Raw genomic sequence first — 25274 nt, forward strand, 5'->3', positions numbered from 1 at the left:
GGTTATAAAGTAATGGGCTGGATGGCTGATGCTAACGGAAATATCGATACTAATCAACCAACTACAAATATTCAAGTTCCTGTAGGTTCTAGTATGGCGGCGCAAAAGACTACTGATATGACTTTTGTGAACAACCTTTCTTCCGAAGCTCCTATTGGCGCAGGTTCGCGAGTGCCAGTATCGGTTAATGCATATGATGCGCAGGGAAATGCTCATAAGGTAAGCGGCTATTTTCAAAAATCAGCAAACAATGAATGGAAGTTCACAGTAATAAGTCCTGCCGATAGTGGAGCTGTAGTTGCAGCTGATGAATCAGATGAATCAGTAATTGCCTTTGATGCCGCAACAGGCAATTATACTGCAACAGGAACAGTAATAAAAAGCATACTTATAACACCCACTGGCAGTGCTCCTGCTTTTACGGTAGTACCGGATTTCTCCGCACTAACACAGTTTGGTGGAGAATCTACAGTGCAGGCAGATTCAAATGGATATGCATCTGGCACTCTAGAAAGTAAAACTATCGACACCGATGGCATTATTACTGGTCGTTTCAGCAATGGTCAAAGCATGGCGCTTGGCAGAGTAGCTCTGGCAACCTTCAATAACCCATCAGGTCTAAATAAAGTCGGGGATAATATGTACACCCAGTCAAATAACTCGGGTACGGCTCAAATAGGGCCGGCTAACACTGGCGGGCGTGGCAAGTTCAATCCAGGATCGCTTGAAATGTCTAATGTTGATTTGGCCCAAGAGTTTAGTAATATGATTATTACGCAACGGGGTTTTCAGGCCAATTCCAAGATTATTTCGGTTTCCGATGAAATGCTGCAGGAACTTGCTAATCTCAAACGCTAGTTAATCGAAATAGGGGGGATGTAAAGTCCCCCCTATAATAAAATATTACGGAGGCCTATTTATGATTAAAGTTAGCCGTTTAAAATCACGTGATAATGAATTTGTGCTCAACGCCGAACTTATCGAGACCATTGAGCAGACGCCAGACACAGTAATTACATTAACCACCGGCAAAAAACTTATTGTTGAGGAATCTGCTGAAGAAATTGTTCGTAAGGTTATGGATTATCGGCGGGCAATATTTCGGAACTTTCGCTAACTGAGTATCTTAGCCGCGTACACGCGGGACATAGCAGCGAGCAAAAGGCGCAAGAACTTAAATTATTGATGTGTAAGTGGTGGAGGTGGCTTTGGTGGCCGAAGGTGAGAAGAAGTTTCCAATGATGATGATTGTGGGCATGGTTGTATTTGGCCTGCTATTAGCAGGTGGAATATCCTATTTTATTGCAACCAAAATTGTTTCTGACAAAACAGCCGATATAGCGACAGCGCAGCGTGAGCCTGGCGTATTTATGAAAATAGGCGAAAAAGACGGGTTAGTCCTTAATATTGGCGGCGTTAATAGCGGCCGGTATTTAAAAATTGGAATAATTTTAGAACTAAAATCTGACAAAAAAACCGATATAAAGGAAGGAAAAATGCCTACGCCTGAGGAAGTTAAAATCCTTGATACAGTAGTGCATGTCCTTAGATCACAGAAAATTGAAGACTTTGAGCCATCCAAACAAGATTTACTTAAAGAATTATTGAAAACTGAGATCAATAAAGCGCTTGGCGAAGAAAAAGTCTATGAAGTATATATTACTAACTTTGTTTTGCAGTAATTGATAGATTGGTATGTGCTAAGCCGATATAATGGTGTCGAGAGGAGGAGAAATATTGTCAGGTTCTGATGTACTTTCGCAATCGGAAATAGATGAACTGTTATCGGCGATATCGACCGGTGTTGTATCGGCTGAAGAAATTAAAGTTGAACAAAAACAGCGCAAAATTAAGGTTTATGACTTTAAGCGGCCTGATAAATTTTCTAAAGACCAAATTCGCACTCTTAACATGATTCATGAGAACTTTGCCCGGTTGCTAAATACTTATCTTTCAGCTCATCTACGAGCGCTTGTTCACATAAATGTCGCATCTGTAGATCAATTGACATATGAAGAATTTATCCGTTCGCTGCCTAGTCCCAGTGTTATTAGCGTTTTCACTATGCGGCCGCTTAAAGGAAATGTAATTCTTGAACTTAATCCCAACATAGTTTTTTCGATAATTGACCGGCTCTTTGGCGGTCCGGGACTGCCGCCGGCAAAGCCTAGGGCGTTGACCGATATAGAAGAAGCAATTACCAAAAGGGTTATAAATAAGGCCTTAGAAAGTTTTCAAGAGGCATGGAAACAGGTAATTCCGATAGAACCGCGGTTAGAAGTTATTGAAACCAATCCGCAGTTTACCCAAATTGTACCGCCTAATGATATGGTTGTAATTATAACTCTCCAAGCTAAAATTGGCCAAGCTGAAGGTTTGATAAACATCTGTATTCCGTATTTTGTGCTTGAACCGATAATGTCAAAATTGACAACAACTTTTTGGGTTTCATCTTCAATTGCAAAGCAATCCTTACCCGAACATATTAATGCTATTCAGCGCAAATTGGAAAAAGCCTTAATCCCGGTAGTTGTCGAGCTTGGCCGTGCAAATATTACCGTTCATGAGCTGCTTGATCTAAACGTTGGCGATGTTTTGCAGCTTAACACCAAGGTTGAGCACGAGCTAAATGTTATCATAGGTCAGCGCGAAAAGTTTAGATGTAAACCAGGCCTTTCAAAAAGCAAGTTAGCTATCCAAATTACAGAAATAATTTCAGAGGGAGATGACAAAGATGAATGATGGTTTTTTATCTCAAGAAGAAATTGACGCCTTGCTAAGGGGCGAACCAGTAACTTCATCTCCTGTCGCTGAACTGACAGAAATAGAAAATGATGCGCTGGGTGAAATTGGAAATATTTCGATGGGAAGTGCTGCTACAACCTTATCAATCCTTCTTGGCAGGCGTGTGTCAATTACAACGCCGCGCGTTTCACTCTCTACGCGAAAAGACATTCAAAATGAATACCCTTTGCCTTACTTAGTTATTGAAGTCGGCTATACGCAAGGGATAACGGGTACCAATCTGCTAGCGATTCGGGAAATGGATGCTTTAATTATTGCTGATTTAATGATGGGAGGGGACGGAACCAATACTCCAACTGAATTAAATAATGAGCTTTACATGAGTGCTGTTGGCGAGGCAATGAACCAGATGATGGGCTCTGTAGCAACATCACTGTCGACTGTGTTTAAAAAGAAAATCGATATCTCGCCGCCCCGTATGAACCTGATTGACTTCGCCTCAGAGTCACCAATCACTAATACGGCGTTACTCGATGATAGCCTTGTTAAGGTTGCGTTTAGAATGGAAGTTGAAGACTTAATTGATAGTGAAATTATGCAGATTTTGCCTATCAATGTGGCCAAAGATATGGTTGAAAGTTTAGTATCAGCTGTACAGCAGCCACAGCAGCCACAACCTGCTCAGCAGGCTCAACCGAAGACGGCACCGGCGCAGCAACCGTCTACAGCTCCCCCAACGCTGCCTAGTTCAACTAATAATGCTGCTTATACACCACAAGTAGCTGCACCGCCGCCGAGGCAGCAGCCAGCTCAAAATGTAGCTGTTCAGCCGGTACAATTTGCGCCGCTGCAACAGTCAACTGCTGACATGAGTGATACCAATATAGGACTTATTATGGATGTTCCGCTACAAGTTACGGTGGAATTGGGGCGAACCAAGAAATTAATTCGCGATATATTGGAATTATCGCCGGGGTCAGTTGTTGAGCTTGATAAACTAGCAGGAGAGCCTGTCGATGTTTTAGTCAATGGTAAACTTATTGCCAAGGGTGAGGTTGTAGTTATTGATGAGAATTTCGGCGTGAGGATTACGGATATCATTAGCCCGCTAGAACGAGCCAGCAATTTACAATGAATTGTCTGTTCAAAGACCTAAAAAAAGAGATTGAGGGGAGATTAACTGATGGCAATTAGAGTTCTGATTGTGGATGACGCTGCATTCATGAGAATGATGATAAAAGATATTTTATCAAAAAATGGCTATGAGATTGTTGGCGAGGCCGAAAACGGTTTAAAGGCGGTTGAGAAATATCAGGAATTGAAACCTGACTTAACTACCATGGATATTACTATGCCTGAAATGGATGGTATTACTGCTGTTAAAGAAATTAAAAAAACTGATCCGAATGCCAAAATTATAATGTGTAGTGCGATGGGGCAGCAGGCGATGGTAATAGAAGCTATTCAGTCGGGCGCGCGTGATTTTATTGTAAAGCCATTCCAGGCCGATCGAGTACTTGAAGCCGTTCGTAAAGCAGTAGGCTAAAAATGTATAGCAAATATAAGTACCGCAATTTTATTGTTCTAATAGTCAGCCTTCTAGTTATAATGCCGGCTGGTGAAGTATGGGCTGCTGAAACGACTGGCGAATATTTGCATTATCAGGAGCCCCAACCTTCTTCAACATCTTGGCTTGCTAATATTGCCTATGTGTTTTCGATTATTATTACGTTTGCGGTAGTTATTGGTCTTGCATATCTAACCTCACGATTTTTAGGCCAAAAGATGGGACAAGCTTCGGCCAATGCAGACCATCGAGTCCTTGCTACGCTGATGCTTGGCCCTAATCGTGCAATTCAAGTAGTGGATGTTGCCGGGAAGGTATTAGTATTAGGTGTTACTGACCATAATATCACGCTGCTCGAAGAAATAACAGATGAAGCCCGGATCGCAGGATTGCGGCAGCAGACGGCAACTCAGTCTACACCAACTTCGTTTGACAGCGTCTTTCAACGACAACTTGCCTCTTTACAACAAATGTCGCAAAAATTCCCTACCGTCTTTAATAATCGGAATCACCATAACCATGATAATGAAAGTGAGAAGAGGTAAGGAAATTGCCTAGTATTAGAGTTTGCCTAACAGCAATTATAGCGATAATTTTAATCTCGCTTACACCAGCGACTGAAGCTGCTCCGCTCATCCCAGTCCCTAACATAAATATTGGGGTGGAGGAAGCGAATGATCCTAAAGATGTGGCTTTAAGTTTGCAAATATTATTCACTTTGACTGTGCTAGCGCTAGCTCCGTCAATTCTAGTTATGATGACGTCTTTTACTCGGATTATTGTAGTGCTTTCTTTTCTGCGGAGTGCCTTGGCTACACAGCAAATGCCGCCTAACCAAGTTTTAATTGGCTTGGCGCTATTCCTTACATTTTTTACGATGTCGCCGTATTTGGAGCAAATTAATAAGAATGCTCTGCAGCCATATGTTGCAGGGGCAATATCTCAAGATGTGGCTATGACAGAATCACTAAAGCCTATGCGCGAGTTTATGTTCAAGCAAACGCGCGAGAATGATTTAGCGCTTTTTGTCAATTTATCAGAAATGTCGCGACCTGATTCACCGGACGATATTCCAACTACAACATTAATTCCAGCGTTTGTCATTAGTGAGCTAAAGACAGCTTTTCAGATCGGTTTCTTAATTTATATACCGTTTATTGTTATTGACATGGTTGTTGCGAGTACTCTAATGTCAATGGGAATGATGATGGTTCCGCCGGTTATGATTTCGCTGCCGTTTAAAATTTTGTTGTTCATCTTGGTGGATGGCTGGCACCTTTTGATTCGATCGCTGGTAACAAGCTTTAACTAAGGAGGAAATTATGTCGGGTGATTTAGCAATCCAAGTGGGCCGTGATGCTTTGCTGATGGTATTGATGGTGTCAGCTCCCATGCTAGGCCTAGGGCTGACTGTGGGGATTTTAGTTAGTATCTTTCAGGCTACCACCCAAATTCAAGAACAAACGTTAGCATTCATTCCGAAAATCGTTGCGGTATTTGTTGCAATTCTTATTTTTGGACCTTGGATGCTGAGTATTATGGTTAGCTATACCCACGAGATTTTTGTCAGTTTACCGCAGATGATTCGCTAGCAGGTGGTATAAATGGATTTATTTGAACTGATGCAAAATCAAACTGGTTTTTTTTTATTAGTATTTACGCGAATTACCGGTATTTTTTCTATGGCGCCGATTTTTGGCAGCCGAAATGTATCAGTCACTGTTAAGGCAGGCTTGGCTTTGGCATTAACATTTATTTTATTTCCGTTAGTTTTTAATGAGACAACCACTATTCCAGATGGTTTTATAGGGTATCTGTTTTTAGTGGCTAGTGAGTTCTTAATCGGATTAATTATTGGCTTTGCGGCGTCACTTGTTTTTTCTGCAATTCAAATGGCCGGGCAATTATTGGATATGCAAATTGGATTTGGTATCGTCAACGTCCTTGATCCGCAATCTGGACAACAACTGCCGTTGGTTGGTAATTTCAAATATATTCTGGCGTTATTAGTGTTTTTAGCCACAAATAGCCATCATATGCTGCTTGCCGCTTTATTTAGCAGTTTTAAACTGATTCCGGTCACTGGCTTTATCTATCATTCTGAGATAACAGAAGTTATGGTTAACATGGTTGGCGGCATGTTTATCATCGCTATAAAGATATGTTTTCCAGTGTTGCTATCGTTGTTACTGATGGATGTTGCGCTAGGCATACTTGCTCGAACTATGCCGCAAATGAATATCTTTATTGTTGGTGTCCCAGGAAAAATAATAGTTGGGTTGTTTGTTCTTTCAATGGCATTACCATTTTATATTATGTTTCTGGAGGTGGCATTTAGTGGCATGTACAAAGACATTTACCGCCTTCTCTCCAGAATGGGTTAATAATCGCGTGTCCTCTAATTATAAATTACAGGAATTTAACTTACAGTTATTTAATGGTGAAAAAACTGAAGATGCGACTCCAAAACGTAAAGAAGAGGCTCGTAAAAAGGGTCAAGTAGCGCGTAGTATTGAAATTAACTCGGCGTTTGTTATTTTAGCGGCCTTTTTTGCTTTAAAGGTAGTCGGCGGATATATCTATACTGAATTGGCTGACTATATGCGGCTGGCATTCACTAGCTTTTCAGCAGCTGATTTTACTGCTGAATCTGTTCAGTTATTATTTATTAATTTTGCCATTGTCCTTTTTAAAGCCATACTTCCAGTCATGCTGGTTATTGCGCTTGTTGGGCTTATTTCTAATTTGATTCAGGTGGGATTTATGTTTTCTCTCGAGCCTCTTATGCCTCAATTTAGTAGAATTAACCCACTGTCTGGTTTTAAACGGGTGTTTTCCAAGCGATCGCTTGTTGAACTTTTAAAGTCAATCATAAAGATCACGATTGTGAGCTATTTTGTTTATCGGTTTATTTTGAAGACTTCTGGTGAAGTGCCTAAACTGATTGGCGCAGAACTGGCTGATTCTTTAAACACTGCTGTATCCTTTACCTTAGATTTGGTATTCCAAATTAGTGCCGTTATGATTGTTTTGGCAGCTGTAGACTTCTTATATCAAACATGGGAACATAAACAAAGTCTCAAAATGAGCAAGCAGGAAGTTAAGGAAGAATACAAGCAGATGGAAGGCAACCCTCAAATAAAGGGTAAAATTAAAGAGCGTCAGCGGGCGTTTGCTATGCAGCGAATGATGCAAGAGGTCCCGAAAGCTGATGTTGTAGTAACAAACCCGACTCATTTTGCTGTTGCTTTAAAATACGATCAATCCATGGCCGCGCCAGTAGTCGTGGCTAAAGGTCAAGACTTTATAGCTCAGCGGATTAAAGAAGTGGCCCGAGAAAACAAGGTTACTATTGTAGAAAATAAGCCCTTGGCACGTAGCTTGTACAGTGCTGTTGACATCGGATCATCGGTGCCGCCAGAACTGTATCAGGCAGTTGCTGAGGTTTTAGCATATGTATATCGATTGAAAAAACGGTTGTCCTAATAGAAGGAGCGATAAAATTTGGCTGCTCAAGCGTCGCCTCTTAGCAAAATAATAAAATACAGCGATATTATGGCCGCAGTTGCCATAATTACCATCGTGGTTATGATGATTATTCCACTGCCAACATTTCTTCTTGATATATTGTTAGCGTTTAATATAACTTTTGCCCTAATCATTGTAATGGTTGCGATATATAATGTTGAGCCGCTGGAGTTTTCAGTTTTCCCATCATTGTTGCTCGTAACTACGCTATTCAGATTGGCTCTGAACGTATCATCAACCAGACTAATTCTGCTTGAAGGCTACGCCGGCGAAGTTATTATGGCGTTTGGTAATTTTGTTGTTGGCGGTAATGCCGTTGTTGGTTTTATCGTTTTCGTTATACTAGTTATTATTCAATTTATTGTTATAACAAAAGGTGCCGAAAGGGTAGCTGAAGTGGCAGCCCGCTTTACGCTTGATGCTATGCCAGGTAAACAAATGAGCATCGATGCCGATTTAAATTCAGGAGCGATAAGCGATGTCGAGGCTCGACAGCGGCGTAAGAATATTCAGCGGGAGGCTGACTTTTACGGTGCAATGGATGGTGCGAGCAAATTTGTTAAAGGCGATGCAATAGCGGCAATTATTATTATTATTATAAATATTGTCGGCGGTTTTTTCATAGGTATGGTTCAGCGTAATATGGATGTTTTACAGGCATTACATACATATACGCTGCTAACTGTTGGCGAGGGTCTGGTGAATCAGATCCCAGCGCTTTTAATATCAACGGCAACTGGTATCGTTGTTACTCGTGCCGCGTCTGAATCAAACCTTGGTCATGATATTGTAAGTCAGATATTTACTAATCCAAGAGTATTTTTTATTGCATCAGGTGTACTTGCTTTGTTAGCCTTAATCCCGGGACTTCCGGCCATACCGTTTTTTGCCCTCGGTCTGGGAGCTGGTGGTGTGGGTTATATTCTTCAAAAAACTGCCCGTTCAGCTGCCCAATCTGAGATTATGCAACAAGAAGAGCAGGAGAAAGAAGAAGTACGTAAGCCGGAAAATATCGTATCCCTATTACAAGTTGATCCGATGGAGCTCGAAATTGGCTATAGCCTAATTCCGATGGTTGATGCGGGTCAAGGCGGGGACCTACTCGACAGAGTCGTTATGATCCGCCGTCAGTGCGCTTTAGAGTTAGGGCTTATCGTTCCGACAATTAGAATTAGAGACAACATTCAACTAAAACCAAACGTATACGTAATCAAATTAAAAGGTATCGAGATTGCAAAGGGCGAATTATTACTTGATCATTATTTAGCCATGAATCCAGGAACGGTTATGGAGGAAGTTGTTGGTATTGAGACGGTAGAACCGGCCTTCGGGTTGCCTGCACTGTGGATTCAAGAATCAAACCGGGAACAGGCCGAACTGGCAGGGTATACAGTTGTTGACCCTGTTTCAGTATTAACAACGCATCTAACCGAACTAATTAAGTCTCATGCCGCAGAAATTCTTGGACGCCAAGAAGTTCAGACTCTTGTAGATGCTGTTAAACAAAATAATCCTGCTGTTGTTGAGGAACTGGTACCTAATCTGATATCAATCGGTGATATTCAAAAAGTTCTAGCCGGACTTTTACGTGAACGCATATCGATACGCGACATGGTTTCGATTTTAGAGACATTAGCTGATTATGCACAGATGACTAAGGATACCGAGATATTAACTGAATACGTTCGCCATGCACTGGCTCGGCAGTTATCACGTCAATTTGCGCCTGATAATAGTTTAGTTTGCCTTACTGTCGATCCCCAATTAGAAGAAATTGTTAATTCAGCTGTACAGCGGACGGAGCACGGGTCTTATGTAGCGCTTGAACCACAAACTATGCAGGCGATTATTACTAGCCTAACTAGCGAACTGCCTAAATTGACTAATATGGGTTATCAGCCGATCATTCTAACCAGTCCGACAGTACGCCCGTATTTTCGTAAACTAACAGAACGCGTTGCTCCTAATCTTACTGTTCTGTCATATGCTGAATTAGAGCCGAAAATTGAAGTACAAGCATTAGGGATGGTGAAATTATAAATTGAAAGTTAAAGTTTTCACCGGAAAGTCAATGCAAGATGCTATGACACAAGTTAAAAAAGAATTAGGGCGTGACGCTGTAATTCTGCATTCCAGACGTTTACACAAAGGTGGTTTTTTTGGCTTATTTTCACAAGAAACGTTTGAAATAATGGCCGCTGTTGATACACCTGCTTTATCAGTAAAGGAAGCCAAGGTTGTTAACTCGTCGCCGCGTTACAACAATGATAATCCCAAGGAAGCTGTATTGCAGCTTGAACTTGCGAATATGCGCAAAATGTTGGAGCAAGTTCTTGATAAAATGCCCGCTAATGATAAACGTAAATCACCTTTGTTTGATTTGCTTGTAAGAAACGATGTTGATAAACAAATAGCCGAGAATTTGATAAAAGGTCTGCCTCACGAGCATGAAATCGCTAATGGTGATAATGCTATGGTTCAGCAGTTTTTAACCGAACGAGTAGCTAATTACTTCAAACGGGTTGAAGGCATTTCGATACCGCCGCGTGGTCCCAGAATAGTCGCCTTAGTTGGTCCTACGGGTGTAGGGAAAACAACTACTATAGCCAAGCTAGCCGCTAATTTCACGCTAAAACAAGGCTGTAAGGTGGCCTTGTTAACTGCTGATACTTACCGTATATCTGCGGTCGAGCAGCTTAAGACTTATGCCGATATTATCGGGATACCGATAGAAATAATATATACTCCTGATGAACTAAAATCTGCTATTTACCGACATAATGATAAAAATCTTATTTTAATTGATACTGCCGGCAGAAGCCCGCACAATCACTATCAGTTAGCTGAATTGCAGGCTTTGCTTGAGATAGATCCATACATAGAAACTCACCTTGTACTAAGTGCTTCAACAAAGTATAAGGATGCGGTTGACGTCGTCCAAAAGTTTTCAGTTTGTTCACCCCAAAAATTTTTATTTACCAAAATGGATGAGGCTAGCAATCTAGGTACAGTCTTCAATTTGCTTTATACTTTTACAGCATCTTTATCCTATATTACAACAGGACAGAATGTCCCGGATGATATTGAGTTGGCTAATCCTATAAAAATGGCAAATATGGTATTGAGGGATTGATATGCGAGATCAAGCAGAAAAATTGCGCCAACTTGTCAGGAGCACCTATGAAACTTTTCAAAGTCCGGTTATTAAGGCTGAAACTCTGAGATCGCGTGTTATTGCTATAACCAATGGTAAAGGCGGTGTTGGCAAAACCAATTTCACCGTCAATCTTGCGTTAGCATTAGCCGGCTATGGCAAGAAGGTTTTAGTCATTGATGCTGATCTTGGTACAGCTAATGTTGACGTAATATTGGGGTGCTCTGCCCGCGCTAATATATTAAAGCTGCTGGAAGAAGGCGTTAACGCTGAAGACGTTATAACTGACGGACCGCGTGGCATTAAATTCATGTCAGGCGGCTCAGGTATTTACCAGCTTGCGAATTTGGACGAGTTTCACCTTCAGCGATTAATAACTAAGATAACAGCTTTTGATAGTTGGGCCGATATCATTCTTATCGATACAGGAGCTGGTCTTAATCGCACAGTATTGAATTTTGTAACCGCCGCAGATGAAGTGATTATTGTGACAACACCTGAACCAACTTCAATCACTGATGCGTATGCAATGATGAAAGCTTATGAAGCAAATCAAGGTAAAGCTCCGCTCCGGCTTGTTGTAAACAGAGTCAGTGAAACAGAGGAAGGTCAGCTTGTTGTTGATAAATTAGTCAAAGTTGCCTTCCGCTTTCTTGCATTAAAAATTGATAGCTTAGGGTTTGTTTTCGAAGATCGCAATTTAGTAAAATCAGTAAAGTCGCAAAAGCCGCTGCTATTAGCTTTTCCTAATACAGTTTCGGCTAAATGTATAGAGCATATTGCCGAACGCCTGCTGAGTGGTAAAAATATTGTCCAAAACAATGGAATTCGAGGTTTCTTTCGTAAATTTTTGGAAATGGTACGGTGAAACTGGCTGTTGAGGAGGTAATTGCTATCACGCTAGATAATGTATTTAAAGTAAATCGACGGCTGGAGATTATGCTTGATCAACCTCCGAATGAACAATTCAACAGCCGCATTGAGGATACATCACCCCAAAATTTAACAATTGCAATGCCTATAAGGAAAGGCTATCCGATTCATTTGGATCGCGGCGCCCGGTTTTACGGAAAAGTCTTTGCTGATGGTTCTGTATATCACTTTCAAAGCAGCCTGCTTGATAAACGGATTTATCCGTTGCCCATTTGGATTGTATCTTTGCCGAGTGATATAAAAAAACTTCAGCAAAGAGCTTTCGTTCGTGTTGAGGCAATGGTACCTGTTTCAATACAGATTTTAACCAATGTTAACGAACCTAGCACGCTAATAAATGCAATAACAAAAGATATTAGCGGCGGGGGATTAAGAGTGGTTTCAAAAAAACCGCTTAAGCTTGGGAATCGTGTCCAAATGCACATTGAACTGCCGGAATCTGGAACAATTGAGACTTCTGCAGAGGTTGTTAGAGTTGATAAGCCCGATGAGGATCGTTCATTATATTGGATAGGTTTAAAGTATCTTGGCCTATCAGAAGGCTTGCGCAGTAAGATAATTAAATTTGTTTTTAAGAAACAGCTAGAATACCGGCAAAAAGGTTTATAAAAACTTATTTTATGGTGGGATGACGCATGATTAAAGTATTAGTTGTCGACGATTCTGCTTTTATGCTAAAATTATTATCAGATGTGTTCACTGCCGAACAAGATTTTACTGTGGTTGATACGGCGAGGAACGGCAAAGATGCGGCCGATAAGGCAAAGTGGCTAAAACCTGATGTTATTACTATGGATGTTGAAATGCCAATAATGGATGGCATCAAAGCCCTTGAAATCATTATGCGCGAGACACCTACGCCGGTTGTAATGGTAAGCAGTTTAACCCGTGCCGGAACCGATGCCACAATTAGGGCCTTAGAGCTTGGTGCTGTAGATTTTGTAGCCAAAACGGCTGGTCCTATATCAAATGTTGCGAGCATAAAAAACGAAATTTTAGTAAAATGCCGAGCCGCAGCAAAAGTCAACGTTACGTCCCTTACCAAGAATTCAGAACGGTCACGTGTAGTGATTCCAATTGCAACCCCAACTCCCTCACCATCCCCAGGAACATTTACATGCGATGATCAGATTATTGCTATTGGAACGTCCACCGGAGGCCCTAGGGCATTGCAGGAGATTATCACAAGGTTGCCGGGAAACTTGCCATGCGGTGTAGTTATTGTCCAGCATATGCCGCCAGGATTCACAAAATCATTATCGGAAAGATTAAATTCGTTATCATCTATTACGGTAAAAGAAGCTGAGCATAATGACGTCATTCGGCCTGGCTTAGCGTTGATTGCGCCTGGCGATTATCATATGACAGTTGAGCGTGACGCTAATCGAAAATTGGTAAAGTTAAATCAAAGTCCGTCGGTTGGAGGTCATCGTCCTGCAGTAGATCCACTATTTGAGTCGGTTGCCAGATGTTATGGAAAGCGGGCACTAGGTGTAATCCTGACTGGCATGGGTCATGACGGTGCAAAAGGTATGCAAGCAATAAAGAAACAACAAGGCTATACAATTGCAGAAGATCAGTCAACCGCTGTAGTTTTTGGTATGCCTAAATCAGCTATAGAATTAGGCGTAATAGACAAGGTTGTGCCCCTGTCGGGTGTCGCAGCTGAAATTGTAAGAATGGTCAGTAAATAATACTGGGGGGTGTAACGATGGAATTAAATCAGTATATGGGAATGTTTCTGGAAGAATCACGCGAGCATTTGGAGACGTTAAATCGTTGTATTCTGGAACTGGAAAATGAGCCCAATAACTTGGTCGTCTTGGACGAAATTTTTCGTAGTGCCCATACAATTAAAGGTATGTCCGCAACTATGGGGTTCACGGCTATTGCTGAGCTTACTCATGAAATGGAAAATGTTCTTGATTTGCTTAGGAAAGGTAGTTTGAAGCCTACAGAGGAAATCATCAACACAATTTTCAAGTGTATTGATACTCTCGAGCAACTTGTCGAAAATGTAGCAAATGGCGAAGAAACGCCGCTTGACGTTAAATCACTGCAAACTAAGCTCAATCAGTTGGCAAAGGGTGAAACTACTGCTGTTGCTGTCGAGCCAGCAGGAAGTGTAAAAACTGAGCCGCAAATTGCGCTAGATGATCATGAAGTTAATGTAATAAGCCAAGCTCAAAAGCAGGGCATGTTGGCTTACGAAGTAAAAGTAGCCCTGCGCGAGACTTGTCTGTTAAAGTCCGCTAGAGCATATATGGCAATGAGTGCTCTTGATGAGTTAGGTGAAGTGATTAAGAGTGTCCCGCCGGTCGATGAATTAGAGAAAGAGAACTTTGACTTTACTTTCCAAGCAGTCGTAGTTACTGACGCGGAGCCAGCAAGAATCGAACAAATGCTTCTGTCAATATCCGAGGTAGATAACATTGAAATAATTGCACTTGATTTTGCTAATTGTACTGAAGATTCCGAAACAGCTAACGCTGAGACTAAGAGTGAGCAGAACAAGCAAAGCCAATCAGAGAAAGACCGTAAAGAGAATAAAGAGTCTGATACAAATGGGATTCATCAAAACGCTACTGACAAAAAGATGAGAAGTGGGCAGTCAGTTCGGGTTGACATTGAAAAGTTAGATTCGCTGCTAAATTTAGTAGGCGAACTGGTTATTAATAAAACAAGGCTAGAACAAATCGGCTTAACTCACCGCCTGACTGACCTTGTTGAAACAATTGAACAAATGGATCGCGTAACTACTGATTTACAGGCTGTAGTTATGAAAGTGAGAATGGTTCCAGTCGGGCAAGTGTTTAATAGATTTCCGCGTATGGTTCGTGACCTATCGAAAGAATTAAATAAGGAAATAAATTTAATTATTCAGGGCGAAGAGACTGAATTGGACCGCACGGTAATTGATGAAATAGGCGACCCGCTTGTACATCTTCTCCGGAATGCTATTGATCACGGAGTTGAGCATCCTGAAGAAAGGCAAGCCAATGGTAAAAACCCTGTCGGGGAAATACGTTTAATAGCTCGCCATGAGGGCAATAATGTCATAATAATGGTCGAGGACGACGGTAAAGGAATCGACCCGGACATTATCAGGCGTAAGGCAGTAGAAAAAAATCTAATTACTCAGGCAGAGGCCGATAAGCTTGATAATAACGATGCTGTTAGGTTAGTCTTTTTCCCCGGGTTCTCAACCGCAGAAACTGTAACAGATGTATCAGGGCGCGGTGTTGGGATGGACGCAGTTAAGAATAAGATTGAATCACTTGGTGGTATGGTAGACGTTGAAACCAAGATAAATATGGGTAGTAGGTTTAAAATCCGTCTGCCACTAACGCTTGCAATTATTCAAGCTCTTCTTGTCAATGTTTGCGAAGAAATTTATGCAATTCCGTTAGGATCTATTGATAGTACTATTAGTATCATACAAGATGATATAAAAACAATTCAGAATCAAGAAGTAATTTTATTACGTGGTCAGATAATTCCAATCGTCCGTTTATCAAACGTATTAGGTTGTCAGCAAGACAATCAAGAGTCTCAAGATGAATTGTTCATTGTTATTGTCCATATGGGTGATAACAAAGCTGGTATTGTAGTTGATAACCTTATTGGTCAGCAGGAAATAGTTATAAAGTCACTAGGGAAATTGCTTGCAGGTATAAAAGTTATTGCTGGCGCAACTATACTGGGCAATGGTCAGGTAGCACTTATCCTTGATATTGGTTCTTTACTACAATAATAGGGGGGAGAGACTTGTCAGAAAAAACTTACTCAGATGGTGAAGTCCAACTGGTTGTTTTTAAGCTAGGGCGGGAGGAATACGGTATTAGTATTCTTGAGGTGCAAGAAATCAAGCGGATGACTGAAATTACACGTGTTCCTCATACACCACCATATATAAAAGGGGTTATAAATTTACGCGGCAGTGTACTTCCGGTCCTGGACTTGCGTAAAAGGCTGAACTTGCCGTCGATTGATGACAGTGACGATACTCGTATTATAATAGTTAAAATTGAAGATCTTACGGTAGGTATGATTGTAGACTCTGTTTCAGAAGTCACAGCACTCAACCAAGAAAATATTGAACCGCCCAGCGCAGTTGTAGGCGGTGTAGCTGCTAACTATCTGAGCGGTGTCGGTAAGCAAGATGACAGGCTGTTAATTCTTCTTAACCTGGATGAAATTATTGGTATAAGTCAGGATAGCAAAGTTGGCTAATCAAGATAATATTAGCTTTTTCCAATTGATAAAATGGGGTGGAAATATTGGCCGAAGATATTTTAAAATTGTCAGCATTGCAGCTTGATGCCCTGCGAGAAATTGGTAATGTCGGTGCTGGCAACTCCGCTACTGCTCTATCGCAAATTATTAATCGAAAAATTGATATGACTGTTCCACAGGTTGCTATTATGCCATTGAATGACGTACCGGATGTAGTTGGCGGCCCTGACGCTATGGTAGCCGGCGTTTACTTGCGTGTCTTTGGCCCTGCGCCTAGCAGCATATTATTTTTACTCCCGCGTGAAAGTGCTTTTTATCTTGTTGATATGCTTATGGGGCGTGAACAAGGTAGTACTAAAAGTTTAACCTCAATGGATGAGTCGGCACTAATGGAAATAGGTAACATACTTGCCGGAGCATATCTCAATGCTCTCTCTTACTTTACAAATCTTACTTTGTTGCCGTCAATTCCTGCGTTGGCAATGGATATGGCCGGTGCGATATTAAGTGTTATTTTGGCGCAACTTGGGCAAATGGGTGATCATGCGCTTGTAATAGAAACTGAGTTTACTACGGACAATGACGGTGTAAAAGGTCACTTCTTCCTTATTCCTGATCCTGGCTCTCTGAATACGATTATGACAGCAATAGGGGTGAAGGAATAATGCCTGAGTTAATAAAAGTAGGCATGGCAGACTACAAGGTAGCCAAAAACCCAGCTAGCCTGATTAGCTACGGATTAGGATCATGCGTCGGAATAGCATTGTACGATTCAATCACTAAAGTAGGCGGGTTAGCTCACATTATGCTGCCTGACAGCACTCAAGCTCGTTCTGCGGAAAATCCGGCTAAGTTTGCTGATACTGCGCTACCGCTCATGGTTGATGATATGATAAGACTGGGAGCATCTAAATCACGAATAATTGCAAAAATTGCGGGCGGGGCTCAAATGTTCACTTTTGCAAACGCGACTAATATTATGCGAGTTGGTGAACGGAATACTGAAGCAGTGAGAACAGTCCTAAAAAAGATAGATATTAGAATAGTTGCAGAGGACACAGGCGGAAACTACGGACGAACAGTTGAGTTAAAGTTGGATTCCGGAGTCTACCGGGTGAAAACTATCGACAAAGGCGAAAAAGAATTGTAGTAGGGGGGATAGCGTGCGTAAGCTATGGTGTTCCCTAGGCGTAGCATTGCTGGTTGGAACCCTGACCTTAATAACGAGTATTTTGTCTGATATCAGGCTGTCAGCCTCTATTTATCGTTTCGCGGTATCTTTCATTGTATTCGGTTTGGTCAGCTATATTCTGGCGATGGCAGTCGAAAAGTTTGTGAAACCCAAATTAATGGGACTTAACTCTAAAGGACAAAGGATCGATATTATTAGTAAACAGGAACCGGTCAGCGAGAGTGATGCCGAGGATAATTCGTTCACTCCGTTCACCCCCGACAATCTAGAACGCATTCCCACGCCCAAGGATTGATAAAGGCGAGTTGGGGGGGTAAATGATGGATGTAAATCAAAAGAAAATTGACAATATAAATCAATTATGGCAGCAGTATCAGCAAAGTAAAGCACCAAAAATTCGTGACTGCTTAATTGAGCATTATCTGCCGCTTGTGAAGCTTGTAGCAGGCAGGCTTGCAATCGGTATGCCCCAGCATGTGGATAGAGATGACCTAGCAAGTAATGGTTTTTTTGGTTTGCTTGAGGCAATAGATCGTTTCGATCCAGTTAGAGGTATTAAATTCGAGACTTATGCTGTTGCGCGTATAAGGGGATCAATTATTGATTCTATTCGAGCCCAAGACTGGGTGCCTGCTTCAATACGCCAAAAGGCACGGCAGTACGAAAAAGTTCTTACTCAGCTTGAAAATAAACTAGGACGATCGGCAACCGATCAAGAGGTAGCCGATGCGTTAGAAATTACAGTGACCGAACTGCAGAACCTACTCAATAAGCTTAATACCAGTACAATAATTCCTCTCGAAGAATTTGCAAAAACCGAGACATCATCAAATCAAACGTTTAATCCATCAGAAAATATCGAAGACCAAGAAGTTAAGGCAACTTTGGCCAAATCAATCGATAGACTGCCGGAAAAGGAAAAAATGGTAGTTACTTTATACTATTATGAAGGCTTGACACTGAAAGAAATAAGTCTGATTATGAAACTTTCGGAAGCCCGCATATCTCAACTTCATACAAAGGCGGTATTTAGGATGCGGGGTGCTTTGTCAAGGATCAAAGACAGTCTGATTTGAGGTATTAATATGAATGATGATGAACGGGTTTTGGAGCAAGCTCAACAAAATGTGAATAGTTTGGACGGGTTTTATTCTATCACTGCTATGGAAGATGGCTTATTCCTTACTGTACATCCACCCGCAGGTGATGGAATTCGCGTTACCGAACCTGCCATTTTTGAAGAATTAGAAAGAAGGCAAATATCCGAGTTTGATAAATATCTAACAATTCGAACCATCCGCGAGGCAAAAGGAGAACCAGTAAAAATTGCCGAACCAGTGGCGCCCGAAGTGGATCCGGAAGTCCAAGTTACAGTTACTCGCGATCGAATGGAAGCGACTCTGGAAATAGTCACAACGAAAAATTGCCGTCCAATTACGATGGATTTTGTTATGAATAAAATTCAAGAGTGCGGCATCATTTTTGGAATTGATCACGAGATGGTACAGAAGGCATTCGAAAGGCCGGGCTTAAAAGTTATCTTTGCAAGAGGTCAGCGTGCGACGGACGGAGAAAATGGGCGTATAGAGTACCGTATCGATACGGAAAACAAAGGCCGGCCGACCGAACAAGAAGACGGACGAGTGGATTTTAAGAGTTTAAATATTTTTACGACAGTGTATGAAGGTGAATTATTGGCCGAGAAGATACCGCCGACTCCTGGCAGTGCGGGAACGGATATTTTAGGTTATCCGGTTGCCCCTAAGCCGGGCAAGGATATACCACTCCCTATCGGTAAAAATGTCAAAGTAATCGAAGGTAATAAATTAGTTGCAGGTATTGCTGGTCAGATGGTAATTGCCAATAATAAGATTAATGTTATTCCGCTTATAGAAGTCAAGGAAGATGTCGATTTATCGACAGGTAATATCGATTTTGTCGGAAATGTGATTGTACGCGGTTCGGTTCAAGCAGGTTTTACTGTTAAAGCGCTAGGTAACGTTGAAATCTTTGGTGCTGTAAGCGGTGGAACCGTAGAAGGAAAGAATGTAATTATCCGGATGGGAATACAGGGAATGCACCGTGGCTATATTAAAGCTACGGAAAATGTTATCGCTAAGTTTATTGAAAATGCAAACGTTTTCGCAGGGCTAGATGTTACTGTTAATGATGTTATACTACACTCTAAGATTTCCGCTGGAAAGAAAGTTGTTGTAGAGGGGCGCAGAGGCCTTATTGCTGGAGGAACTGTTATAGCCGGAGAAGAAATCCGGGCTAAAATTGCGGGTACACATATGGCAACCAATACTGAATTAGAAGTTGGTGTTAATCCTGAATTACGAGAAGAATCTCAAAGTATCCGTAAAGAGATTAAAAAGCTAGAGATTAGCCTAGACCAAACTATTAAAGCTGTCGGCATATTAAAATCCATGGATCAAGCCAGAATGTCACAGGACAAGCGGGAAATGCTTCTGAAGTTGACCAAAGCGCAATTTCATCTAGCCAGGCAGGTTGAAACTTATCGTAATCGAGTTTTAGAGATAGAATTGGCATTCGAAGAGATGAGGTATGGGCGCATTCGTATCGCTGATGTTATTTATCCAGGGGTTAAAATTATTGTGGGAAATTTAGTTAAACCTATTCGCGAGCAGCAAAAATTTGTTTCTTTTTACGCTGAAGATGGCGAAATAAAAGTTGGTTCTTATAAATAGAAGATAGCCTTAAGTATTAAATTGTGGATTATTCACCCCTGTTGTATATCGCCGCCTAGGCGGATATAAAAAAATGGGATGTGGTGAGCGTGAGCATCAGGCCGGTCGATTTACAAGTAATTATCCCTAGAGCTACTGAAGTGAGTAAAACTCAACAGTCTTCGAATCAGCAAATTATATCGCAGCAGCAGCAATTTGCCGAGCAATGGCAGCAAATCGCTGCCAGTCGCCAGCAGAAGGTCCAGAATACCTCAAAAACTGAGGGCGGCAAAGTGCGTAGAGATAGGGAAAAGAAAAATCAAAATAAAGACTTGAAACAGGAAAGTCAATCAAATGAGGGGCTCATTGAACAAAACTCAAATGATCCAAAAAGCTGTACCCGAATGTCAGTTCAAGCCGCAGATCCAACGAGGGGACACTTAATTGATATAAAAACGTAATCTTGGTCTGCTGATGAGGTGTTAGTATGCTTTCGAGTATTACGGTATCATTAATCGCACTAATTTGTATAATAATCTTTATTTTATATAAACGGAATTTACTGTCCCGAATGTTACCGGATAATTCAGCCGTAATGACTAATCAATTCAAAGAGCAGTTAGAGCAAACTGCTGATACGGTTCTTGCCCAATTAGAGACTAAAATTGCTCACCTAGAGGCTTTGCTAAATGAGGCAGACTCGAGAATTTTTGAATTGGAAAAGCGGCTGAGAGCAATAGATGCCAATGCTATGCTAGGAGATAAGCAAAAGGACATACTGGTCGAGCGGTACACAGCGTTGCAGGAAATGAATATCGAGCAAGATGTAGTGCAAAGCTCAGTAGATATTTCCAGTCATGACCAGGAATATGTAGGAAAAACGGCGTCCGAAGACGATGATAAGCGCCGTCTGGTTCTCGCAATGGCAGAGCAAGGTTATAATATAACTGAAATAGCTAAGGTAACTGGAAAAGGCAAAGGCGAAATAATGTTGCTTTTGCAATTGAATAAGAGATAAGAAAAATTTGCATACTAGCAACGAATTAGGTGTAAACACTCTTGTTATATAGAGTCAGGTATGTTATACTAAATTTCGTTGTAAATCCACACGCGTCCAATTTTGTACTGTGCCGTTATGGTGAACACAAAAAATGCGGATTGCGGCGGTAATTAACAGGAGGTGTACTATGTCAGTAATTTCTATGAAGCAACTTCTGGAGGCCGGTGTACATTTCGGTCATCAGACCAGAAGATGGAACCCTAAGATGGCTCCTTATATTTTTACGGAGCGTAACGGGATCTACATTATTGACCTGCAAAAAACAGTAAAGAAAGTAGAAGAAGCGTATAATTTCGTACGTGAAATCGCTGAGCAGGGAAAAACTATTTTATTTGTTGGCACCAAGAAACAAGCTCAAGATGCTGTTAAAGAAGAAGCAACCAGATGCGATATGTTCTATGTAAATGAGCGCTGGTTGGGCGGCATGCTTACTAATTTCCAGACTATTCAAAAGCGGATTAACCGATTGCGTGAACTGGAAAAGATGGAAACTGAAGGCGTATTTGATGTACTGCCTAAAAAAGAAGTAATTACTCTGCGCCATGAAATGGACAGGCTGCAGAAGTTTTTAGGCGGCATTAAAAACATGGATAAATTGCCTGGTGCTTTATTCATTATCGATCCTCGCAAAGAGCGTATTGCGGTAGCTGAAGCTCGCAAACTTGGTCTTCCAATTGTAGCAATCGTTGATACTAACTGTGATCCTGATGAAATTGATCACGTTATTCCTGGTAACGATGATGCTATTCGTGCTGTAAAACTTCTTACAGGAAAAATGGCTGATGCCGTTCTGGAAGGCCGTCAAGGCGAACAAAATTCAGTAGCTGAGTAATTTCAATAAACTAAAGGTAAGGTGGCATATGCCCCTTACCTTTAATAGTAGACAGAGGGGGTTCTGATATGATAACTGCAGAAATGGTAAAACAATTACGTGAGCGTACAGGCGCTGGAATGATGGATTGTAAGAAAGCTTTAGCGCAAACTGACGGAGACATTGAAAAGGCAATAGATCTTCTAAGAGAAAAGGGCTTGGCGGCTGCAGCAAAAAAAGCTAGCCGGTTAGCTGCTGAAGGTGTGGTTGAATCATACATACATGCTGGCGGACGGATTGGAGTTTTAGTTGAAGTTAACTGTGAAACAGACTTTGTAGCAAAAACAGATGGGTTTAAAGCTTTAGTAAAAGATATTGCTATGCAAATCGCCGCTTCTAGTCCTGTATATGTACGGCGTGAAGAAGTACCTGAGGCTGATCTTGAGCATGAACGCGAAGTTCTGCGGGCCCAAGCATTGAATGAAGGTAAACCTGCCAATATTGTTGAGAAAATGATTGTTGGGCGTTTGGAAAAATACTACAAAGAAGTTTGTTTGTTAGAGCAGCCGTTTATTAAAGATCCTGATAAGACTGTTAACCAGCTTATCACAGAGAATATTGCTAGAATCGGTGAAAACATCTCTGTTCGCAGATTTACACGATATCAGCTTGGTGAGGGTTTAGAAAGAAGATCTAATGATTTTGCAGCTGAGGTAATGGCCGCTGTTCAAAAATAAGAGAACACCTCCAGTGTTCTCTTATTTTTGAAATGTTATCTATAGATAAAGGAATTAAAGTCGATTTGTCGAATTTACCGATGAACGGGGGTTACGTTTTTGAGTGCCGCAAGGTATAAAAGAGTGGTTTTTAAACTAAGTGGCGAGGCTTTGGCCGGAAGTAAAGGTTTCGGTATTGATCCTGAAGTCGTTGACTCCATTGCTAAAGAAATTAAAGATATCAAAGCTACAGGTTTGGAAGTTGCAATAGTAGTAGGTGGAGGCAATATATGGCGAGGCTTAGCTGGAAGCGCGAAAGGTATGGATAGAGCTACAGCCGATTACATGGGAATGCTAGCGACGGTTATGAACTCGTTGGCATTACAAGACGCCCTGGAAAATTGCGGGGTAGATACTCGTGTCCAAACTGCTATTGAAATGCGTCAGGTAGCTGAACCATACATACGCCGACGTGCTATTCGCCATCTTGAAAAAGGGCGAGTTGTGATTTTTGCAGCAGGAACAGGCAACCCTTATTTTTCGACTGATACTACCGCAGCGCTCAGAGCAGCAGAGGTGGAAGCAGATGTTATCTTGATGGCTAAGAAGAATGCCGATGGTGTTTATGATTCTGATCCACGTTATAATCCTGATGCTAAAAAGTTTAAGGAACTTGATTACATAGAAGTGTTAAAGCGAGGGTTAGGGGTCATGGACTCAACTGCTACTAGCTTATGTATGGATAACAAAATTCCCATTATTGTTTTTAGTATCGATGAGCCTGGTAACATTTTAAAAGCGGCGCTCGGCCAAGATATTGGTACTATTGTGGGAGGGAAGAAGCATGACAACTAAAGAGGTATACTCCAGCCACGAAGAAAAAATGAAAAAGGCACTCGAAGCTTTGCGTAGAGAGCTCGCTTCACTAAGAGCAGGTCGGGCAACACCGGCATTATTAGACAAAGTTACTGTCGAATATTACGGTGCGCAAACACCAATAAGCCAGGTCGCTAACATTTCAGTACCAGAGCCGCGTATGATTACTATACAGCCATGGGAAAAAAGTTTAGTCGCCCAGATTGAAAAGGCTATTATGAAGTCTGATTTGGGACTGACACCTAATAGTGACGGTTCAGTTATACGTCTGGTTATTCCGCAACTGACTCAGCAGCGTCGTACTGAACTAGTTAAGATGGTCCATAAAAAGTCTGAAGAGAGCAGAGTAGCTGTTCGTAATTTACGGCGAGATGCAAACGATACTATAAAGAAGCTGGAAAAAGACAAGACAATTTCTGAAGATGAAACCAAAAAAGCTCAAGACGAGATTCAAAAACTTACAGATAAATACATAAAAGAAATCGATCGTGTCATGGCTGGTAAAGAAAAGGAAATAATGGAAGTGTAGAAATTGGATTTAGTTGGTAAGCTCCTGACGGAAGTCTTAGAACAATTAGATAAACTTCATGTTAAACACACTATTTCGATTACACGGCCTATAAATAGAATGTTTTCAGTTAATGAAAACTGCTTGTATGTTATTCGGCAGCATCAAGATGCTGATGGTGTTTATCATATTGTAGCTGCTGGTAAAATGGGAAAGGAGGTGCTTTTATAAATGGCTTATACAATTACTGATGAGTGCATTGTATGTGGTACTTGTGCCGCATCTTGCCCTGTAGGCGCTATCTCAGAAGGGGATCCTAAATACTTAATTTCCGATGAGTGTGTTGAATGTGGTGCCTGTGCGGCGGTTTGCCCTGTTGGTGCTATTCAAGCTCCATGATTGGAACCCCCTCGCAAGAGGGGGTTTAGTTTCTTAACCGGAATTTGGGGGTCTTGATGTGTGGAAGAAGTGGTTTAGTAAAAGTCGAAATGATGCAAACAACGAAATATATGATTCTGTAGATATGTCACGTATCCCAAAACACATCGCTATTATAATGGATGGCAACGGACGTTGGGCTCAAAAACGTGGTTTACTGCGTACGTTTGGCCACAAAGCCGGTGCCGAAACCTTACGAGCAATAGTACAAACAGTTTCAGAATTAGGTGTTCAAGTATTAACAGCCTATGCTTTTTCTACTGAAAATTGGAAAAGGCCAAACGATGAAGTCAGCTTGCTGATGAATTTGCTTTCAGAGTATCTTGATAATGAGATTGATGAACTTTGCGACAATAATGTCCAAATAAGGTTTATTGGCAAGATAGATGAATTAGCACCAATGTTACAGCATAAAATTGAAAAAGCTCAGACGCGAACAGCCCAAAATAGTGGTTTAGTATTAAACCTTGCCGTGAATTACGGCGGAAGGGCTGAAATAACACGCGCTGTTCAGATAATTTCAGACAAGGTTGCCCAAGGGCAGCTATGCCCAAATGAGATAAATGAGAATGTAATTAACAATTATTTATATACCAAGGATTTACCGGATCCTGACCTTCTTATCCGGCCGAGCGGCGATTTTAGAGTAAGTAATTTTCTATTATGGCAGCTCGCCTATACTGAATTCTATTTTACTGATTTATATTGGCCTGATTTCAAACCCGATCATCTGATTCAGGCTATTGCCGCATATCAAAATCGCGATAGGCGGTTTGGCGGATTAAATAATTCAAAACCACGTAATACAAAGTAGGTGACA

General features: G+C 41.3%; 32 protein-coding genes. All 32 read left to right on the forward strand.

Going from position 1 to position 25274, the window contains the following annotated elements:
• The coding region (locus GX348_04035; GenBank protein ID NLP41357.1) for a flagellar hook-basal body complex protein at positions 1-858 on the forward strand (858 nt) is incomplete at its 5' end.
• Between the two features lie 61 nt (positions 859-919).
• Positions 920-1117, forward strand: a complete 198-nt coding sequence (locus GX348_04040; protein NLP41358.1) for a flagellar FlbD family protein — start codon at positions 920-922, stop codon at positions 1115-1117.
• A 94-nt stretch (positions 1118-1211) separates the two neighbouring features.
• Positions 1212-1682: a flagellar basal body-associated FliL family protein gene (locus tag GX348_04045; protein NLP41359.1), complete on the forward strand. Its 471-nt coding sequence runs from the start codon at positions 1212-1214 to the stop codon at positions 1680-1682.
• Between the two features lie 55 nt (positions 1683-1737).
• Positions 1738-2742 carry a flagellar motor switch protein FliM gene (fliM, locus tag GX348_04050; GenBank protein ID NLP41360.1) on the forward strand — a complete coding sequence of 335 codons (1005 nt, stop codon included), beginning with the start codon at positions 1738-1740 and terminating at the stop codon, positions 2740-2742.
• The gene (gene fliY / locus GX348_04055) at positions 2735-3880 is read left to right on the forward strand and encodes a flagellar motor switch phosphatase FliY (GenBank protein NLP41361.1); all 1146 of its coding nucleotides are present in this window, start codon (positions 2735-2737) and stop codon (positions 3878-3880) included. The genes fliM and fliY overlap by 8 nt, the downstream gene beginning before the upstream one ends.
• Positions 3881-3928: 48 nt before the next feature.
• Positions 3929-4291, forward strand: a complete 363-nt coding sequence (locus GX348_04060) for a response regulator (protein NLP41362.1) — start codon at positions 3929-3931, stop codon at positions 4289-4291.
• A gap of 2 nt (positions 4292-4293) precedes the next feature.
• Positions 4294-4857: a flagellar biosynthetic protein FliO gene (gene fliO, locus GX348_04065; GenBank protein NLP41363.1), complete on the forward strand. Its 564-nt coding sequence runs from the start codon at positions 4294-4296 to the stop codon at positions 4855-4857.
• A 14-nt stretch (positions 4858-4871) separates the two neighbouring features.
• Positions 4872-5624 (forward strand): flagellar type III secretion system pore protein FliP, encoded by a 753-nt coding sequence (gene fliP / locus GX348_04070; GenBank protein NLP41364.1) that lies wholly within the window; start codon positions 4872-4874, stop codon positions 5622-5624.
• A gap of 10 nt (positions 5625-5634) precedes the next feature.
• Positions 5635-5904 carry a flagellar biosynthesis protein FliQ gene (fliQ, locus tag GX348_04075; GenBank protein ID NLP41365.1) on the forward strand — a complete coding sequence of 90 codons (270 nt, stop codon included), beginning with the start codon at positions 5635-5637 and terminating at the stop codon, positions 5902-5904.
• Positions 5905-5916: 12 nt separating this feature from the next.
• Complete coding sequence (gene fliR, locus GX348_04080; GenBank protein NLP41366.1) at positions 5917-6696, forward strand: flagellar type III secretion system protein FliR; 780 nt, start codon at positions 5917-5919, stop codon at positions 6694-6696.
• Complete coding sequence (gene flhB / locus GX348_04085) at positions 6650-7798, forward strand: flagellar biosynthesis protein FlhB (GenBank protein NLP41367.1); 1149 nt, start codon at positions 6650-6652, stop codon at positions 7796-7798. Before fliR ends, flhB begins: the two co-directional genes overlap by 47 nt.
• An 18-nt stretch (positions 7799-7816) precedes the next feature.
• The gene (flhA, locus tag GX348_04090) at positions 7817-9880 is read left to right on the forward strand and encodes a flagellar biosynthesis protein FlhA (protein NLP41368.1); all 2064 of its coding nucleotides are present in this window, start codon (positions 7817-7819) and stop codon (positions 9878-9880) included.
• 1 nt (position 9881) lies between these two features.
• Positions 9882-10973, forward strand: coding sequence for a flagellar biosynthesis protein FlhF (flhF, locus tag GX348_04095; GenBank protein ID NLP41369.1), 1092 nt, complete (start codon positions 9882-9884; stop codon positions 10971-10973).
• Between the two features lies 1 nt (position 10974).
• Positions 10975-11862 carry a MinD/ParA family protein gene (locus tag GX348_04100; GenBank protein ID NLP41370.1) on the forward strand — a complete coding sequence of 296 codons (888 nt, stop codon included), beginning with the start codon at positions 10975-10977 and terminating at the stop codon, positions 11860-11862.
• Entirely contained in the window at positions 11859-12536 is a 678-nt protein-coding gene (locus GX348_04105; GenBank protein NLP41371.1) for a pilus assembly protein PilZ, read from the forward strand. Before GX348_04100 ends, GX348_04105 begins: the two co-directional genes overlap by 4 nt.
• 26 nt (positions 12537-12562) lie before the next feature.
• Positions 12563-13621, forward strand: coding sequence for a chemotaxis response regulator protein-glutamate methylesterase (locus tag GX348_04110; protein ID NLP41372.1), 1059 nt, complete (start codon positions 12563-12565; stop codon positions 13619-13621).
• A gap of 17 nt (positions 13622-13638) precedes the next feature.
• A complete protein-coding gene (locus GX348_04115) occupies positions 13639-15681 on the forward strand; it encodes a chemotaxis protein CheA (protein NLP41373.1) in 2043 nt (680 codons plus the stop codon).
• Between the two features lie 14 nt (positions 15682-15695).
• Positions 15696-16160, forward strand: a complete 465-nt coding sequence (locus GX348_04120; protein NLP41374.1) for a chemotaxis protein CheW — start codon at positions 15696-15698, stop codon at positions 16158-16160.
• Positions 16161-16207: 47 nt separating this feature from the next.
• Positions 16208-16828 (forward strand): chemotaxis protein CheC, encoded by a 621-nt coding sequence (locus tag GX348_04125; GenBank protein NLP41375.1) that lies wholly within the window; start codon positions 16208-16210, stop codon positions 16826-16828.
• Complete coding sequence (locus GX348_04130; protein ID NLP41376.1) at positions 16828-17313, forward strand: chemotaxis protein CheD; 486 nt, start codon at positions 16828-16830, stop codon at positions 17311-17313. The genes GX348_04125 and GX348_04130 overlap by 1 nt, the downstream gene beginning before the upstream one ends.
• 13 nt (positions 17314-17326) lie before the next feature.
• The gene (locus GX348_04135) at positions 17327-17650 is read left to right on the forward strand and encodes a hypothetical protein (GenBank protein NLP41377.1); all 324 of its coding nucleotides are present in this window, start codon (positions 17327-17329) and stop codon (positions 17648-17650) included.
• Positions 17651-17672: 22 nt separating this feature from the next.
• The gene (locus tag GX348_04140; protein ID NLP41378.1) at positions 17673-18431 is read left to right on the forward strand and encodes a FliA/WhiG family RNA polymerase sigma factor; all 759 of its coding nucleotides are present in this window, start codon (positions 17673-17675) and stop codon (positions 18429-18431) included.
• A gap of 9 nt (positions 18432-18440) precedes the next feature.
• Entirely contained in the window at positions 18441-20066 is a 1626-nt protein-coding gene (locus GX348_04145) for a DUF342 domain-containing protein (GenBank protein NLP41379.1), read from the forward strand.
• Between the two features lie 89 nt (positions 20067-20155).
• The gene (locus GX348_04150) at positions 20156-20506 is read left to right on the forward strand and encodes a hypothetical protein (GenBank protein NLP41380.1); all 351 of its coding nucleotides are present in this window, start codon (positions 20156-20158) and stop codon (positions 20504-20506) included.
• A gap of 26 nt (positions 20507-20532) precedes the next feature.
• Positions 20533-21063 carry a hypothetical protein gene (locus tag GX348_04155; protein ID NLP41381.1) on the forward strand — a complete coding sequence of 177 codons (531 nt, stop codon included), beginning with the start codon at positions 20533-20535 and terminating at the stop codon, positions 21061-21063.
• 169 nt (positions 21064-21232) lie between these two features.
• On the forward strand, positions 21233-21937 hold the full coding sequence (gene rpsB / locus GX348_04160) for a 30S ribosomal protein S2 (GenBank protein NLP41382.1): 705 nt from the start codon (positions 21233-21235) through the stop codon (positions 21935-21937).
• 68 nt (positions 21938-22005) lie between these two features.
• Positions 22006-22653: a translation elongation factor Ts gene (gene tsf, locus GX348_04165; GenBank protein ID NLP41383.1), complete on the forward strand. Its 648-nt coding sequence runs from the start codon at positions 22006-22008 to the stop codon at positions 22651-22653.
• 99 nt (positions 22654-22752) lie between these two features.
• Positions 22753-23487, forward strand: a complete 735-nt coding sequence (locus GX348_04170) for a UMP kinase (GenBank protein NLP41384.1) — start codon at positions 22753-22755, stop codon at positions 23485-23487.
• Positions 23477-24037 carry a ribosome recycling factor gene (gene frr / locus GX348_04175; GenBank protein ID NLP41385.1) on the forward strand — a complete coding sequence of 187 codons (561 nt, stop codon included), beginning with the start codon at positions 23477-23479 and terminating at the stop codon, positions 24035-24037. Before GX348_04170 ends, frr begins: the two co-directional genes overlap by 11 nt.
• A 3-nt stretch (positions 24038-24040) precedes the next feature.
• Entirely contained in the window at positions 24041-24247 is a 207-nt protein-coding gene (locus tag GX348_04180; GenBank protein ID NLP41386.1) for a hypothetical protein, read from the forward strand.
• Positions 24248-24415 carry a 4Fe-4S binding protein gene (locus GX348_04185; protein NLP41387.1) on the forward strand — a complete coding sequence of 56 codons (168 nt, stop codon included), beginning with the start codon at positions 24248-24250 and terminating at the stop codon, positions 24413-24415.
• Positions 24416-24473: 58 nt separating this feature from the next.
• Positions 24474-25268 carry an isoprenyl transferase gene (locus tag GX348_04190; protein NLP41388.1) on the forward strand — a complete coding sequence of 265 codons (795 nt, stop codon included), beginning with the start codon at positions 24474-24476 and terminating at the stop codon, positions 25266-25268.
• Positions 25269-25274: the final 6 nt, after the last annotated feature.

It is taken from the genome of Veillonellaceae bacterium (assembly GCA_012523975.1).
GTDB lineage: Bacteria > Bacillota > Negativicutes > JAAYSF01 > JAAYSF01 > JAAYSF01.